At 75.3% G+C, this 15,547-nt stretch carries 13 protein-coding genes; 12 read left to right on the forward strand and 1 reads right to left on the reverse strand.

Annotation, left to right across the window (positions count from 1 at the left end):
* Nucleotides 1–45: 45 nt before the first annotated feature.
* From ACU610_RS05530 to ACU610_RS05540, 3 genes are all read left to right on the forward strand, one after another.
* Nucleotides 46–852 (forward strand): segregation and condensation protein A, encoded by an 807-nt coding sequence (locus ACU610_RS05530; protein ID WP_446766714.1) that lies wholly within the window; start codon nt 46–48, stop codon nt 850–852.
* 73 nt (nt 853–925) lie between these two features.
* On the forward strand, nt 926–1,753 hold the full coding sequence (gene scpB / locus ACU610_RS05535; protein WP_446766715.1) for an SMC-Scp complex subunit ScpB: 828 nt from the start codon (nt 926–928) through the stop codon (nt 1,751–1,753).
* 449 nt (nt 1,754–2,202) lie between these two features.
* A complete protein-coding gene (locus ACU610_RS05540; protein WP_446766716.1) occupies nt 2,203–3,045 on the forward strand; it encodes a pseudouridine synthase in 843 nt (280 codons plus the stop codon).
* Here the strand turns inward: ACU610_RS05540 and ACU610_RS05545 are convergent.
* Complete coding sequence (locus tag ACU610_RS05545; RefSeq protein ID WP_446766717.1) at nt 3,042–4,226, reverse strand: ROK family protein; 1,185 nt, start codon at nt 4,224–4,226, stop codon at nt 3,042–3,044. The two genes, ACU610_RS05540 and ACU610_RS05545, sit on opposite strands and share 4 nt — an antisense overlap.
* Before the next feature lie 67 nt (nt 4,227–4,293).
* Here ACU610_RS05545 and xylA point away from each other — a divergent pair, with 67 nt between their 5' ends.
* The 9 genes from xylA to cydC all read left to right on the forward strand — a co-directional run bounded on the left by xylA (nt 4,294) and on the right by cydC (nt 15,534).
* Entirely contained in the window at nt 4,294–5,484 is a 1,191-nt protein-coding gene (gene xylA, locus ACU610_RS05550; protein ID WP_446766718.1) for a xylose isomerase, read from the forward strand.
* 19 nt (nt 5,485–5,503) lie between these two features.
* The gene (gene xylB, locus ACU610_RS05555; protein WP_446766719.1) at nt 5,504–6,949 is read left to right on the forward strand and encodes a xylulokinase; all 1,446 of its coding nucleotides are present in this window, start codon (nt 5,504–5,506) and stop codon (nt 6,947–6,949) included.
* A 256-nt stretch (nt 6,950–7,205) separates the two neighbouring features.
* Nucleotides 7,206–7,568, forward strand: a complete 363-nt coding sequence (gene aroH / locus ACU610_RS05560) for a chorismate mutase (protein WP_446766720.1) — start codon at nt 7,206–7,208, stop codon at nt 7,566–7,568.
* 23 nt (nt 7,569–7,591) lie between these two features.
* Nucleotides 7,592–8,299, forward strand: a complete 708-nt coding sequence (gene cmk, locus ACU610_RS05565; RefSeq protein ID WP_446766721.1) for a (d)CMP kinase — start codon at nt 7,592–7,594, stop codon at nt 8,297–8,299.
* Entirely contained in the window at nt 8,296–9,639 is a 1,344-nt protein-coding gene (gene der / locus ACU610_RS05570) for a ribosome biogenesis GTPase Der (RefSeq protein ID WP_446766722.1), read from the forward strand. Before cmk ends, der begins: the two co-directional genes overlap by 4 nt.
* Nucleotides 9,640–9,795: 156 nt before the next feature.
* A complete protein-coding gene (locus ACU610_RS05575; RefSeq protein ID WP_446766723.1) occupies nt 9,796–11,220 on the forward strand; it encodes a cytochrome ubiquinol oxidase subunit I in 1,425 nt (474 codons plus the stop codon).
* Between the two features lie 2 nt (nt 11,221–11,222).
* A complete protein-coding gene (gene cydB / locus ACU610_RS05580; RefSeq protein ID WP_446766724.1) occupies nt 11,223–12,257 on the forward strand; it encodes a cytochrome d ubiquinol oxidase subunit II in 1,035 nt (344 codons plus the stop codon).
* The gene (gene cydD, locus ACU610_RS05585) at nt 12,257–13,915 is read left to right on the forward strand and encodes a thiol reductant ABC exporter subunit CydD (protein ID WP_446766725.1); all 1,659 of its coding nucleotides are present in this window, start codon (nt 12,257–12,259) and stop codon (nt 13,913–13,915) included. Before cydB ends, cydD begins: the two co-directional genes overlap by 1 nt.
* Complete coding sequence (gene cydC, locus ACU610_RS05590; protein WP_446766726.1) at nt 13,912–15,534, forward strand: thiol reductant ABC exporter subunit CydC; 1,623 nt, start codon at nt 13,912–13,914, stop codon at nt 15,532–15,534. The genes cydD and cydC overlap by 4 nt, the downstream gene beginning before the upstream one ends.
* Nucleotides 15,535–15,547 lie beyond the last annotated feature (13 nt).

Here is a 15,547-nt window from a genome sequence, read left to right on the forward strand (position 1 = left end):
ATCGCCGTGCCCGGCACCGTCGGTGACCGCTCCTAAGCTGATCGTGTGAGCGCGACGGACACCTCGGAGGTCGGCAGCGGGCGGTTCACCGTCCGGCTGACGAACTTCGAGGGCCCGTTCGACCTGCTGCTGCAGCTGATCAGCAAGCACCAGCTCGACGTCACCGAGATCGCGCTGTCCCAGGTCACCGACGAGTTCATCGCGCACCTGGACGCGCTCGGCGACGAGCTCGACCTCGACCAGGCCAGCGAGTTCCTCGTCGTCGCCGCCACCCTGCTCGACCTCAAGGCCGCCCGGCTGCTGCCGGCCGCGGAGGTGGAGGACGACGAGGACCTCGAGCTGCTCGAGGCCCGCGACCTGCTCTTCGCGCGGCTGCTGCAGTACCGCGCCTACAAGCAGGCCGCCGCGTTCCTGCGCGAGCGGGAGGCCGACGCCGTCCGCCGGTACCCCCGCGACGTCGCGCCCGAGCCCCGCTTCGCCGACCTGCTGTCCGAGGTGCTGCTCGGCGTGACCCCCGAGCAGTTCGCGTCCCTGGCCACCAGGGCGCTGACCCCGAAGGCGCCGCCGACCGTCGGCGTCGCACACCTGCACGCGCCCCCGGTGAGCCTCTCCGAGCAGCTCCTGCTGGTGCGCAACCAGCTCCTCGAGGCCGGGACGGCGAGCTTCCGAGCGCTGACCGCCGACTGCGAGCACACCCTCGAGGTGGTGGCCCGGTTCCTCGCCCTGCTGGAGCTCTACCGCCAGCAGCGGGTGCTGTTCGAGCAGCTCACCCCGCTCGGCGAGCTACACGTGCGCTGGGTCGGCGGCGCCGATCCCGGGCCCGAGATCCTCCTCGACGGGGAGGACACGTGACCGAGCTCGCGAGGTCACGCAGGGACGCAGCAGCGCCGCTCGCGGAGCCGACGAGCGCCCGCGAGGAGGACACGTGACCGAGGAACGGCCGCCGATCTCGTGGGACGCGCTGGCCGCCGAGCTGGCCGCCACCCGCGAGGAGGCCGAGCAACGCGACGGCGCCGACCCGGCCACCTGGGACGCCGTCGCCGCGGAGCTGGCCGCGCGGGTCGCGGAGCGGTCGGCACCCGTGGCCGAGCCCGCCCCGGTCGAGGAGCCCGCGCCGCTGGCCCCGCCCGTCGCCGCCGTCCCGTCGCCCGAGCCGGCGCCGGAAGCCGGGCCGGCGCCGGAACCCGAGCCGGAGGCCGACCTCGACCCCGCCGCGCTGCGCGGGGGCCTGGAGGCGTTGCTGTTCGTCGTCGACACCCCGGTCGACGAGGTCACGCTGGCCGGTGTGCTGCGCTGCCCCGTGCCACGGGTGCGGACCCTCCTCGCCGAGCTCGCCGAGGACTACGACCGCCGCCGCGCCGGCATCACGCTGCGGCGCGTGGGAGAGGGCTGGCGGCTCTACACCCGCGAGGAGCACGCCGGCGTCGTCGAGCGCTACCTCGTCGACGGGCAGCGCAGCCGGCTCACCCAGGCGGCGCTGGAGACCCTCGCCGTCATCGCCTACCGGCAGCCGGTGACCCGCGCGCGGGTTTCGGCCATCCGCGGTGTCGGTGTGGACGGCGTCATGCGCACGCTCCTCTCCCGCGGCCTGGTGTCCGAGGTCGGCACGGACCCCGACAGCGGCGGTGGGCTGTACGCGACCACCCCGCTGTTCCTCGAGCGCCTGGGGCTGGAGAGCCTCGACGAGCTGCCCGAGCTGGGGCCGCTGCTGCCCGAGACGTCGGCCGTGCTGGACGAGCACCCCGACGCCTGAACGAGGACCCCGCTGCCCCCGCCACTCGTAGGAGGACCCTCTCCCCGAGCCCTTCGCGAGCTCAGGGCACGCCAGGAGAGGGCCGGGGACCCTGCAGAGGGGCCACGCGCCAGCAACCCCGGCAGTCGGGCACTCTCGCGCCGTTCCCCGCGTCTCCCCGCTGGTGCAACCGCGCGGGAGCAGCAGGAACCGCGCGAGGGCCGGACCCAGGCCCCCCTGGCGGTCGCAGTGCGGGCGTTCCTCGTGGGTTGCCGGCGCTGCCGGCCCGGCGATCCACGACCATCCCCGGCAGTGCGGGCACTCTCGCGCCGTTCCGCGCGCCTCCGCGCCGTCGCAACCGCGCGGGAGCGGCAGGAACGGCGCGGGGGTCGGGTCCGCGCCGGTTGACCCCGCGGGCCGACGACCGCCCGTCCGGGGGACGACGCCGCGGCGGTGGGAGACTGGAGCGGATGGACACCGCCCCGCACGACGATCCCACCTCCGGCCCCGGCGAGGGGTGGTCGGAGGACATGGAGCTCGCCCCCGTCCACCCCGGTGACCGCGGTCGCGCCCGCAGCGATGCCGCGGCGGAGGGTGAGCGGCTGCAGAAGGTCCTCGCCCGCGCCGGGGTCGGCTCCCGCCGGGTCGTGGAGAACATGGTCGACCAGGGCCGGATCAGCGTGAACGGCCGGACGGTCACCGTGCAGGGCATGCGGGTCGACCCGGCGCGGGACAAGATCGCCGTCGACGGGGTCCGCATCGAGCTGCGCGACGACCGGGTCACCTACGCCCTCAACAAGCCGGCCGGCGTCATCACCGCGATGAGCGACGACCGCAACCGCCCCACCGTCGGCGACATGGTCGGCGACCTCGCACCCGGCCTGGTGCACGTCGGCCGGCTGGATCAGGACACCGAGGGCCTGCTGCTGGTCACCAACGACGGCGAGCTGGCCCACCGGCTGGCCCACCCCTCCTACGAGGTCAAGAAGACCTACCTGGCGCAGGTGTCGGGCTCGGTCCCGCGCGACCTGGCCCGTCGGCTGCGCGCGGGTGTGGAGCTCGAGGACGGCCCGGTGAGGGTCGACTCCTTCCGCGTCGTCGACACCCACGCCGGCCAGTCGGTCGTCGAGGTGGTCCTGCACGAGGGCCGCAAGCACATCGTGCGGCGGCTGCTGGCGCACGTCGGGCTGCCGGTGTCGCGGCTCACCCGCACCGCCGTCGGCCCGGTGAAGCTCGAGCGCATGCGCAGCGGGTCGATCCGCCGGCTCACCCGCGCCGAGGTCGGCGCCCTCCAGGAGGCCGTGGGCCTCTAGGCCAGCCGCCGCACCGGGTCGGCGAGCACGTCGCCCAGCGCCCGCAGCGCCGCGCCGGTCGCGCCCGCGGCCGGCGGCCCGCTGACGGCCTCGACCACCGGCCGGCGCCAGCGCGCCGACAGGACCCGGCGTCCCAGCAGCTCCTCCAGCCGGGGCCGCAGGGGCTCGGCCAGCGCGGCCAGGTGCCCCCCGAGGACGACTGCCGGCAGGTCCAGCACGTTGACCACGCCGGCCAGCGCCACGCCGAGGGCGCGGGCCGCGGCGTCGAGGGCGCGCCGCACGTCGGCATCCCCGGCGCGGGCGGCGACCTCCGCCGGCGGGGTGTCCAGTGGCAGGCCGGCGGCGGCGAGCAGCGCGTGCCGCCCGGCGTACTGCTCCAGGCAGCCGGTCGAGCCACAGCGGCAGGCCGGCCCCTCGGGGTCCACGCAGACGTGCCCCACCTCGCCGGCCCAGCCGGCGCTGCCGGTGACCACCCGCCCGTCCAGGACGGCGGCGCCGCCGATGCCGATCTGGCCGGAGACGTAGAGGAAGTCGCGCAGCGGACCGGGCCGTCCCGGCGCCGCCTCGGCCACGGTGCGCGCGGCCAGGTCGGCCTCGTTGCCGAGCGCGGGGCACAGCCCGCCGGGCAGGTGCAGCGCCAGCAGGTCGACGGCGGGGACGTCGGACCAGCCGAGGTTCGGCGCGCGCAGCAGCACCCCGGCGTCCACCAGGCCGGGCAACGCCAGCCCGGCGCCGGCCAGCCGCAGCCCCCCGGCCGGACCGTCGAGCAGCGCAGTGGCGAGCGCCCCCAGCCGGGCCAGCGTGCCCGCCGGCTCGCTGCCGACCAGGTCGGCCTCCTCGACCCGCTCGGCGACCACCCGGCCGCGCAGGTCCAGCACCCGCGCGGCGAGCAGCCCGGCGTCCACCTGCAGGCCGAGCGCGCCGATCCGGGCGCCGGGCAGCAGTGGGGTGGCCGGGCGGCCGCGCCGGGGCAGTGCCACCGGCTCGCCCTCGTCGAGCAGCCCGCCGGCGACCAGCTCGTCGACCAGCCGGGCGGCGGTCGCCCGCGTCGTCCCGGTGCGGACGGCGACGTCCGCGCGCGACAGCGGCCCGTCGGCGGCACACACGGTGCGCAGGACGAGGGCCAGGTTGGAGCTGCGCAGCGTCGACTGCCGCGCCCCCGTCTGTTCCACCGTCCGCACCCCTTGAGGCTAGCGGCGCGCTGCTTTATGTTCTACGGCAGAACAAAACCCGATCGAGGGAGACCGCATGAGCGCGCCACAGCCCACCAAGGACGACCGGTTCAGCTTCGGCCTCTGGACGGTCGGCTGGCCGGCCCGCGACCCGTTCGGGGACGCGACGCGTCCGGCCCTGGACCCCGTGGAGTCGGTGCACCGGCTGGCCGAGCTCGGCGCCTACGGCGTCACGTTCCACGACGACGACCTGATCCCCTTCGGCAGTGACGACACCGCGCGGGAGAACCACGTCAAGCGGTTCCGCGCGGCGCTCGAGGAGACCGGCCTGGTCGTGCCGATGGCGACGACCAACCTGTTCACCCACCCCGTGTTCAAGGAGGGCGGCCTCACCAACAACGACCGCGACATCCGCCGCTACGCCCTGCGCAAGGTCATGCGCAACATGGACCTGGCCGCCGAGCTGGGCGCGCAGACCTACGTGCTGTGGGGCGGCCGCGAGGGCGCCGAGGTCGACTCCGCCAAGGACCTCAAGGCCGCGCTGGACCGCTACCGCGAGGGCATCGACACCCTCGCCGCCTACTCCGAGGACCGCGGCTACGGGCTGCGCTTCGCCCTCGAGCCCAAGCCGAACGAGCCGCGGGGCGACATCTTCCTGCCCACCATCGGTCACGCGCTGGGCTTCATCTCCACCCTCGAGCACGCCGACCTGGTGGGTCTCAACCCCGAGGTCGGGCACGAGCAGATGGCCAACCTCAACTACACGCACGGCATCGCCCAGGCGCTGTGGCAGGGCAAGCTCTTCCACATCGACCTCAACGGCCAGAAGGGCCCGCGGTTCGACCAGGACCTCGTCTTCGGCCACGGTGACCTGCTCTCGGCCTTCGCCACCGTCGACCTGCTGGAGAACGGCTTCCCCTCCGGCGGCCCGCGCTACGAGGGCCCGCGGCACTTCGACTACAAGCCGCTGCGCACCGAGGACGTGAGCGGCGTCTGGGAGTCCGCGGCGGCGAACATGCGCACCTACCTGCTGCTCAAGGAGCGGGCCGCGGCCTTCCGCGCCGACCCCGAGGTGCAGGAGGCGCTGGCCGCCGCGCGCGTGCCGGAGCTGGCGCAGCCCACCCTCGGCGAGGGCGAGACGTACGCGGACCTGCTGGCCGACGCCGCGGCGTTCGAGCAGTTCGACGCGGCGGCCGCCGGGGCCCGCCCGGGTGGCCAGGTGCGCCTCTCACAGCTCGCGCTGGAGCACCTGCTCGGCGCCCGCTGAGTCCGGTAGGCACTCCGTCATGACGCTGGTGGCCGGGGTCGACTCGTCGACCCAGTCGTGCAAGGTCGTGGTCCGGGACGCCGACACCGGCGCCCTCGTGCGAGAGGGCCGGGCGCCGCACCCGGACGGCACGGAGGTCGACCCGGCCGCCTGGCGGGCGGCGCTCGAGGCGGCGATCGACGGGGCCGGCGGTCTCGGTGATGTCGCCGCCGTCGCCGTCGGCGGCCAGCAGCACGGGATGGTCTGCCTCGACGAGGACGGCGCGGTGGTCCGCCCGGCGCTGCTGTGGAACGACACCCGCTCGGCCGGTGCCGCGCGGGAGCTCACCGCGGAGCTGGGCGGCGGGCAGGCGTGGGCGGAGGCCGTCGGGCTGGTGCCGGTCGCGTCGTTCACGGTCACCAAGCTGCGCTGGCTGGCGGAGACCGAGCCGGAGAACGCGGCGCGGACCGCGGCGGTGTGCCTGCCGCACGACTGGCTGACCTGGGAGCTGGCGGGGGGTCGCGGGCGCGGGTCGGCGGGTGGCCGGCAGGGCCTCGACACCCTCGTCACCGACCGCGGGGACGCCAGCGGCACCGGTTACTGGTCGCCCATCACCGGCGAGTACCGCCTCGACCTGCTGGAGCGGGCGTTCGGCCGCACCCCCGTCGTCCCGCGCGTGCTCGGCCCGGCCGAGCCGGCCGGGACGGTCGCCGCCGGCGCCCTGGCCGCCGACGGGGGAGCGGTGCTCGGGCCGGGCACGGGGGACAACGCCGCCGCGGCCCTCGGCCTCAACGCCGAGCCCGGCGACGTGGTGGTCTCCATCGGCACGTCGGGGGTGGTCTCCACCGTCTCGACCACGCCGATGACCGACCCGACGGGGACCGTCGCCGGGTTCGCCGACGCCACCGGGCACTTCCTCCCGCTGGTCACCACGCTGAACGCCGCGCGTGTGCTCGACGCGACGGCCCGCCTGCTCGGGGTCGACCACGCGGAGCTGTCCCGGCTGGCGCTGTCCGCGCCGGCCGGGGCCGGCGGCCTGGTGCTCGTGCCCTACCTGGAGGGCGAGCGGACGCCCAACAAGCCGCACGCCACGGGGGCGCTGCACGGCCTCACCCTGTCCACCGCCGAGCCGGCGCACCTGGCGCGGGCCGCCGTCGAGGGCCTGCTGTGCGGGCTCGCCGACGGGCTCGAGGCCGTGGCGGCCGGCGGGACGCCGGTGCGGCGGGTGTTCCTCATCGGCGGCGGTGCCCGCTCCGAGGCGGTCCGCCGGATCGCCCCCGCCGTCCTCGGCGTGCCGGTGCTCGTCCCGCCGCCGAGCGAGTACGTGGCCGACGGCGCGGCCCGGCAGGCGGCCTGGGTGCTGGCCGGCGGCGACACCCCGCCGGTCTGGCCGAGCGCCGCCACCGAGGTCCACGAGGCCGACCCCGTGCCGGCCGTCCGCGAGCGCTACGCGGAGGTCCGCGACCTCACCGCCGACCGCACCTGAGCGAGGCCCCGGCGCTGGACGCGTCCCGCTGGGGACCGGGCGGGACCGCGCCGTCGAGCCGCTGGCCGGCGCGGCGGGTCCGTCGTGCTGCCGTTATACCCAACGCGCAGCTACACCTCGACGGCGGGACACCACGCCGACGCGGGGAGGCGGGGAAACCGTCACCTGTGCGGCGCGGGCGGTCCCCGAACGGGTACCTAGACTCGATCGAGGGGCACGGCGATCCGTCGCCCCCCACCGATCGAGGAGAGTGGTAGTGGCCGTCCGAGCGATCCGGGGCGCGACGCAGGTGGACGCCGACGAGCGGGAGCTGGTCCTCGACGCGACGCGAGAGCTGGTCACCGCGGTCATGGAGCGCAACCAGCTGGAGCACGACGACGTCATCAGCATCCTGTTCACCGCCACCCCCGACCTCGTCTCGGAGTTCCCGGCGCTGGCCGCCCGCGAGCTCGGCTTCGGGGACGTGCCGCTGATGTGCGCCACCGAGATGGACGTACCGCACGCGCTGCCGCGGGTGTTGCGCCTGATGGCGCACGTGGAGACCGACCGGCCGCGCGCCGAGGTGCAGCACGTGTACCTGCGCGGGGCCGTGGCGCTGCGACGGGACATCGCACAGTGAGCGAGGGACGAGCGGACACCACCGTGCGGAGCGATCGCACGGTGACCGCGGCCTTCACCGGCCAGATCGCGCTGGACGGACCGTCGGGGACCGGCAAGTCCAGCGTCGCGCGAGCCGTCGCCGCGAAGCTGGGCGCCGCCTACCTGGACACCGGCGCGATGTACCGCGCCGCCACCGTCGCCGTCCTCGACGCCGGGGTGGACCCGGAGGACGCCGAGGCCGTGGCCGCCGTCGTCGCTGCGGCCCGCATCGAGGTCGGGACGGCGGCCGGCACCGAGTTGGTGCAGGTCGACGGCGTGGACGTCGCCGTGCGCATCCGCGGCCCGGAGGTCACCCGCGCCGTCTCGGCGGTCTCGGCGGTGCCCGCGGTGCGCCGCCGGCTGGTCGACCAGCAGCGCGCGCTGGTGGCTGCGGCCGACGCGGTCGTGGTCGAGGGCCGCGACATCGGCACCGTCGTCCTGCCCGGCGCGACGCTGAAGGTGTACCTGACCGCGGCGCCCGAGGCCCGCGCCGAGCGGCGGGCCGCCCAGCTCGGACTGACCACCCCGGACGAGATCGCCGAGCTCGCCGCCGACCTGCGCCGCCGCGACGAGTACGACAGCAGCCGCGCCGACAGCCCGCTGCGCCCGGCCGAGGACGCCGTGGTGGTCGACAGCACCCACCTCGACCGCGAGGGCGTCGTCGACCGGGTGGTGGAGCTCGCGCTCTCGACGGTCGGGGCCGCGCGATGAGCGAGCAGAGCGGCCCGCTGCCGGTCGTCGCGATCGTCGGCCGGCCCAACGTCGGCAAGTCCACGCTGGTCAACCGGATCCTGGGCCGCCGCGCCGCCGTCGTCCAGGACACCCCCGGCGTCACCCGCGACCGCATCGCCTACGAGGCGCTGTGGAACGGCAAGCGCTTCACCGTCGTCGACACCGGCGGCTGGGACCCCAAGGCCAGCGGCCTGGGCGCCTCGATCACCCGCCAGGCCGAGTACGCGATGAAGACCGCCGACGTGATCGTCTTCGTCGTCGACAGCCAGGTGGGCGCCACCGACACCGACCTGGCCGCCGCGCGGATCCTGCGCCGCAGCGACCGCCCGGTGGTCCTGGTGGCCAACAAGGTCGACGACGAGCGCAGCGAGTCCAACGCCGCGGAGCTGTGGTCGCTGGGCCTGGGGGAACCGCAGCCGGTGAGCGCGCTGCACGGCCGGGCCAGCGGCGACCTGCTCGACCTGGTCCTCGACGCGCTGCCCGAGGCGCCGCGGGAGCAGGAGGACGAGGGCGGCCCGCGCCGGGTGGCGCTGGTCGGCCGGCCCAACGTGGGCAAGTCCAGCCTGCTCAACCGGTTGGCGCGCGACGAGCGCTCGGTGGTGGACTCGGTCGCCGGCACCACCGTCGACCCGGTCGACTCGATCGTCACCCTGGGCGGCGAGGAGTGGCGGTTCGTCGACACCGCCGGGCTGCGCCGCAAGGTCAGCACCGCCAGTGGCATGGAGTACTACGCCAGCCTGCGCACCGAGGCCGCCATCCAGGCCGCGGAGGTCGCCGTCGTCCTGCTGGCCGCCGACGAGGTGGTCAGCGAGCAGGACCAGCGGGTCATCACCCAGGTGATCGAGGCCGGCCGTGCGCTGGTCATCGCCTTCAACAAGTGGGACGCCCTCGACGAGGACCGCCGCCTGCAGCTGGAGCGCGAGATCGAGCGCGACCTGGCCCGCGTGAAGTGGGCGTCGCGGGTGAACGTCTCGGCCAAGACCGGCCGCGGCGTGGACAAGCTCGCCCAGCACCTGCGCGCGGCACTGGCCTCCTGGGAGACCCGGGTGCCGACGGCGGAGCTGAACACCTACGTCCGCGCGCTGGTGCAGGAGACGCCGCCGCCGGCCCGCGGGGGCCGCGCCCCGAAGATCAAGTACGTGACGCAGGCCGACGTCCGCCCGCCGCGGTTCGTCGTCTTCTCGACGGGGTTCCTCGAGGCCGGCTACCGGCGGTTCCTGGAGCGCAAGCTGCGCGAGCGCTTCGGCTTCCACGGGACGCCGATCGAGATCTCGGTGCGGGTCCGCGAGGGCCGGGGGAGCGAGAAGCCGAGGGGCTGACCAGGGATCGGAGAGGCGGGCCCGCCCGGAGCCGGGCGGCCGCTGGGGGTGCTCCCCGACCGGTGGCGTGCAAGTCTGGTGCCCGGACGCCCGGCGCCCTGGCGTGAGCCCCGCGCCTCCTCACGGCTCCCCGGCCTCCGGAGCGAGGTGGTGTGCGTGGACGTCGTGGAGCTCTCGCGGTTCCAGTTCGCCTCGACCAGCATCTTCCACTTCTTCTTCGTCTCGCTCACCGTGGGGCTGGCGTTCCTCATCGCGGTGATGGAGACGATCGCGTTCGTCCGCGCGGACCGGCGCGAGGTCTACGGGAAGATGACCAACTTCTTCGGTCACCTCTTCCTGATCAACTTCGCGGTGGGCGTGGTCACCGGGATCGTGCAGGAGTTCCAGTTCGGGATGAACTGGAGCGAGTACTCCGACTTCGTCGGCAACATCTTCGGCGTCCCGCTGGCGCTCGAGGTGCTGATGGCGTTCTTCCTCGAGAGCACCTTCATCGGGCTGTGGTGGTTCGGCAAGGACCGGCTCAAGCCGTGGATGCGGCTGGCCAGCATCTGGCTGGTCGCGATCGGCACGCAGATCAGCGCGTTCTGGATCGTGCTGGCCAACGCCTGGATGCACCACCCGGTCGGCTACGAGGTGGTCGACGGGCAGGCGCGGCTCACCGACTTCGGTGCCGTCGTCTTCAACTACAAGGCCTGGCTGTACTTCGCGCACGTGCAGGGCAGCGCGTGGGTGGTCGCCGCCTTCTTCGTGCTGGGCATCAGCGCCTTCCACCTGCTGCGCCGGCAGGACACCGACGTCTACTCCCGGTCGCTGCGGCTCGGCCTGGTCTTCGCCGCCGTCGGCACGGTGTTCTCGATCGTGAGCGGGCACACCGAGGCCCAGGTCGCGGTCGAGGACCAGCCGATGAAGTTCGCGGCCATGGAGGCGCAGTGGGAGACGTCCGACTCGCCGGCCCCGTGGTCGCTGGCGGCGGTCATCGACCAGGACGAGCAGCGGAACACGGTCAACGTGGAGATCCCGTACCTCGGGTCGGTGCTGGCCTACAACAGCCTCGAGGGCCGCTACGAGGGACTGATCCCGCTCAACGAGGAGTACCAGGAGCTCTACGGCGAGGGCGACTACGTCCCGCCGGTCGCGTGGGTGTACTGGTCCTTCCGCACGATGGTGGCCATCGGCTCGCTGCTGCTGGCGACGGCGTTCCTCGGGCTGTTCCTCTGGTGGCGACGACGGCAGGGACTGGACACCACCCGCTGGTTCCTGCGGGCCCTGGTGCTGTTCATCCCGCTGCCCTGGATCGCCAACTTTACCGGGTGGATGGTCACCGAGATGGGCCGCCAGCCGTTCATGGTCTACGGCCTGCTGACCGTCGAGGAGGGGGTGAGCGCCAACACCGCCGGCGAGGTGCTCGCCGGCCTGATCGGGCTGTGGGCGGTCTACCTGGCGCTCATCGGGCTGGACATCTACCTGCTGACGGTCACCGCCCGGGCCGGCATCCACCGCAAGCCCGAGGCCCAGCTGGTCGCCGCGCCGGCGCCGGACTACGAGGGCGCCGGGTTCCAGGGGTACGAGAAGAGGGACTGACGGTGGACCTGGTCACGCTGTGGTTCTGGCTCATCGCGCTGGCCTTCACCCTCTACTTCTTCCTGGAGGGCTTCGACTTCGGCGTCGACATCCTGCGGCCGACGCTGGCGCGCACCGAGGCGGAGGAGCGGGCCCTCACCGGCACCATCGGGCCGTTCTGGGACGGCAACGAGGTGTGGGTGATCGCCGCCGCCGGGCTGATGTTCTCCACCTTCCCGGTCTGGTACGGCGCGGTGTTCAGCGGCATGTACCCGCTGTTCGTGCTGATCCTGCTGGCCCTGCTGCTGCGCGGCGTCTCCTTCGAGTACCGCAACCAGGTCGACAGCGAGCGGTGGCGCGCGTTCTGGGACTGGATGTCCTTCGGCGGCAGCGTCGTCCCGTCGTTCCTGTGGGGCGTGATCATGGCGAAGATCATCGAGGGGCTGCCGGTGGGCCGTGAGGGCCGCGTGGAGGGCGGCTTCGCGGAGATGTTCACCCCCTTCTCGGTCGTCGGCGGCGTCACCACGCTGCTGCTGTTCATGCTCCACGGCGCCAACTTCCTGCTGCTGCGCCTGCACCGGGACACCGTCCTGTACGACCGGGCGCGCACGGCGGCGCTGCGGTGGGGCGCGCTGGCGACCGTGGCGATCGTGGCGTTCGTCGTCATGGGCTACGTGACCGAGGACCTGTTCGAGGACTTCGGGTTCGCGTCCTGGGTGTTCCCGGTCGCGGCCTTCCTGACGCTGGCCAGCATCTGGCTGGCGCTGTCGCGCCACTGGGACACCCTCGCGTTCACCATGAGCGGCCTGACCGTCCTGTTCGCCACGGTCACGGTGTTCATCGCCCTCTACACCCGTGGCGAGGTGCTGCCCTCGACGCTCGACCCCGCCTTCGGCCTCACGCTGCAGGAGACGGCCAGCCAGCACTACACGCTGGTGCTGATGACGTGGGTCGGCGGGATCTTCCTGCCGCTGATCATCGGCTACCAGATCTGGAACTACTACGTCTTCCGGGAACGCGTCCGCCCCGACGAGGGCGCCCTCACCCACGGCTACTGATGGCCCGCGGCCCCGCAGCACGCCTGCTGACCCTGCCCGGTCCGCGACGGCTGGTGCTCGTCTGCGGTGTGCTCGGATTGCTGACCTGGGCGCTGCTGGTCGTGCAGTGGGCGCTGGTCGCGGCCGTCGTCACCGCGGTCGTCGAGGACGGCGCGACACCCGGCACGCTGGCCGGCGTCCTGGCCGGGGTCCTGGCCACCTGGGGCGCCCGCGCCGCCCTGGCCGGCGTGCGCGACCGCGCGGCGGCACGGGCCTCCGCGCGGGTCCGGCGGATGCTGCGGGCGACGCTGCTGCGCAGGTTCCTCGTCCTCGGCCCCGGCACCGTGGCCGGCGAGCGGGCGGGGGAGCTGGTCACCACCGTCACCGAGGGCGTCGGCAGGCTCGACGGCGTCGTCGGCCGGCTGCTGCCCGGTGCGGTGACGGCGGCCGTCGTCCCACCGCTGGTGGCGGTGACGGTGCTGGTGCTCGACCCGGCCGCCGGCGCCCTGCTGCTCCTGACCGGCCCGCTGGTGCTGCTGTTCCTGTGGCTGACCGGCACCCTGGCCGCCCGCGCGTCCCGCGCCCAGTGGGAGACGCTGGCCCGGCTCGGCGCCGCGCTGGTCGACACGCTGCAGGTGCTGCCCACGCTGGTGGCCTACGGCCGGGCGCGGAGCAGCGCCCGCTGGCTGGCCGACGTCAGCGAGGCCCACCGGCGGAGCACCATGCGGCTGCTGCGGACGGCGTTCCTCAACGGCTTCGTGCTCGAGTTCGGAGCGGTGCTGTGCACGGCCCTGGTCGCGGTGACCGTGGGCGTGCGGCTGTTCGAGGGCGAGCTGGCCCTGGAGCGCGCCCTGCTCGTGCTGCTCCTGACGCCGGAGTTCTTCGCGCCGCTGCGGGCCCTGGGGGCCGACCGGCACGCGAGCCTCGAGGGTGCGCCGGCCGCCGAGCGGGTGTTCGCGCTGCTGGACGCGCCCTCGCCGCGGCGCGGCTCGCGGCCGGCCCCGGCGGGCGTCCCGCACGTCGAGCTGCGCGGCGTCACCCTGCGGTACGGCGAGCGGGTGGCTCTCGACGGTGTCGACCTCGACCTGCCGCCGCTGTCCCGGACCGCGCTGGTCGGGCCGAGCGGTGCCGGCAAGAGCAGCCTCGCCCGGCTGCTGCTCGGCTTCGCCGTCCCCGACGAGGGCAGCGTGCTGGTCGACGGCGTCCCCCTGGCCGAGCTCGACCCCGAGAGCTGGCGGTCCCGGGTGGCCTACGTGCCCGAGCGCCCGTGGCTGCTGGCGGGCAGCGTCGCCGACAACGTGCGGCTCGGGCGGCCCGGCGCCACCGACGCCGACGTCGAGGAGGCGCTCGCGCGGGCGGGCCTGCTCGACGTCGTCCGCCGGCTCCCGCAGGGCCTGGCGACGCCGCTGGGCGAGGACGCCGCCCGGCTCTCGGGTGGGGAACGGCTGCGGTTGGCGCTGGCCCGCGCGTTCGTCGCGGACGCCGCGCTGCTCGTGCTCGACGAGCCCACCGGCCAGCTCGACGAGGCCACGGAGGCCGCGGTGCTCGCCGCCCTCGACGACCTCGCCGCCGGGCGCACCGTCGTCACCGTCACCCACCGGACCGCGCCCCTGGCGCTGCACGACCGGGTCGTGGTGCTCGAGGACGCCGCGGTCCGCGGTGCGGCGGTGCCACGGTGAGGGAGGTCCTCGCGGCGGCCTGGGGCCCGCGCACGGCGCTCGCCGTCGTCCTCGGGGCGCTCACCGTGCTGTCCGGCGCGGCGCTGCTGGCCACCTCCGGGGCGCTGATCACCGGCGCGGCGCAGCGGCCCTCGACACTGCTGGTCCTCCTGCCGCTCATCACCGGGGTGCGCCTGTTCGGCGTGGCCCGGGCCGCGCTGCGCTACGCCGAGCGGCTGGTCACCCACGACGTCACCCTGCGGGTGGTCGCGCGGGTGCGCGGGCGGCTGCTCGAGCAGCTGACGCCGCTCGCGCCGGCCGCGCTCACCGGCGCGCGGGGCGGTGAGCTGCTCTCGCGGGTGCGCACCGACGTCGACGAACTGCAGGGCGTCGTCGCCCGCCTGCTGGTGCCCGCGGGTGTCGCGGTGCTCGCCGGCGGGACGGCGGTGGTCCTGACCGCGCTGGTGTCGCCGGCCACCGCCGCCGTCCTGGCCGGGCTGCTGCTCGTCCTCGGCGTCGCGGTGCCGGCCGCCGCGGCGCGCGCGGGACGGCGGGCCGCGGTCGCCGCGGCGCTGGCCGACGCCGCCGTCGCGGCCGACACCCTGGACCTGGTGCGCGGCCTGGCCGACCACCTCAGCGGGGACGGCGGGGCCACGGCCCTGCGCGCGCTGGACGACTCCCTCCTCCGGCAGGAGGAGGCCGAGCGGACCAGGGCGCGGCTCACCGCGGTGACCACGGTGTGCCGGGAGGGCGTGCCCGGCCTGGGGCTCGTGGTGGCGCTCTGGCTGGTGGGGGCCGACGTCGCCGCGGGGACGACCGGCCCGCTGCTCCTCGCGGCCTGCGCCCTCGGGGTGCTCGGGGCCTTCGAGGCCGTCGGAGGGCTGGGCGGAGCGTGGAGCGCGGCGGGCGGGATGCGGGCCGCGGCCGAGCGGGTGCGCGCCCTCGGCGAGCTGCGTCCCGCGGTGACCGACCCGGAGGCACCGCGGCCGCTGCCTGCCGGGTCCGCGCTCTGCCTCGAGCGCGTCGGCCTGCGGTACCCCGGCGCCGCGGACGCCGCGGTGGCCGGCCTGGACCTCGCGGTGGCGGACGGCGCCAAGGTGGCGCTGACCGGGCGCAGCGGCGTGGGCAAGAGCAGCGTCCTGGGGCTCGCGATGCGGGTGCGGGACCCCGACGCCGGGCGGGTCACCCTGGGCGGCACCGACCTGCGCGACCTGGCCCTCGACGGCGTCCGCTCCCGCGTGGCCTGGTCGGCCCAGTCGCCCCAGGTGCTCGCCGGCACCCTGGCCGGCAACCTCCGCCTCGGCCGGCACGACGCCACCGACGAGGAGCTGGCCGCCGTCCTGGCCGACGTCGGGCTCGACGGCCTCCTCGCGGACCCCGGGTTGCACGGCTGGGTGGGGGAGGCGGGGGAGCGCCTGTCCGCCGGTGAACGCGCCCGCGTCTCACTCGCCCGGGCGCTGCTCAGCCGGGCCGACGTGCTGCTGCTCGACGAGCCCACCGCCCACCTCGACGCCGCGCTGGCGGCCCGCGTCCTGGACCTGCTCGCCTGCGACCCCCGCGCCGTCCTGCTGGTGACACACGACGCGGCCGCCCTGGACGCGCGGTGGCAGGTGGTCGACCTCGACCGCCGCAACCGATGAGTCCGGCCGCCGA

The sequence above is a fragment of the Geodermatophilus sp. URMC 61 genome, assembly GCF_052931555.1.

Coding starts and splice junctions, on each gene's coding strand:
- der (WP_446766722.1), top strand. CDS start 8,296: ATGAGCGAGCAGAGCGGCCCGCTGCCGGTCGTCGCGATCGTCGGCCGG.
- cydD (WP_446766725.1), top strand. CDS start 12,257: ATGGCCCGCGGCCCCGCAGCACGCCTGCTGACCCTGCCCGGTCCGCGA.
- ACU610_RS05540 (WP_446766716.1), top strand. CDS start 2,203: ATGGACACCGCCCCGCACGACGATCCCACCTCCGGCCCCGGCGAGGGG.
- xylA (WP_446766718.1), top strand. CDS start 4,294: ATGAGCGCGCCACAGCCCACCAAGGACGACCGGTTCAGCTTCGGCCTC.
- xylB (WP_446766719.1), top strand. CDS start 5,504: ATGACGCTGGTGGCCGGGGTCGACTCGTCGACCCAGTCGTGCAAGGTC.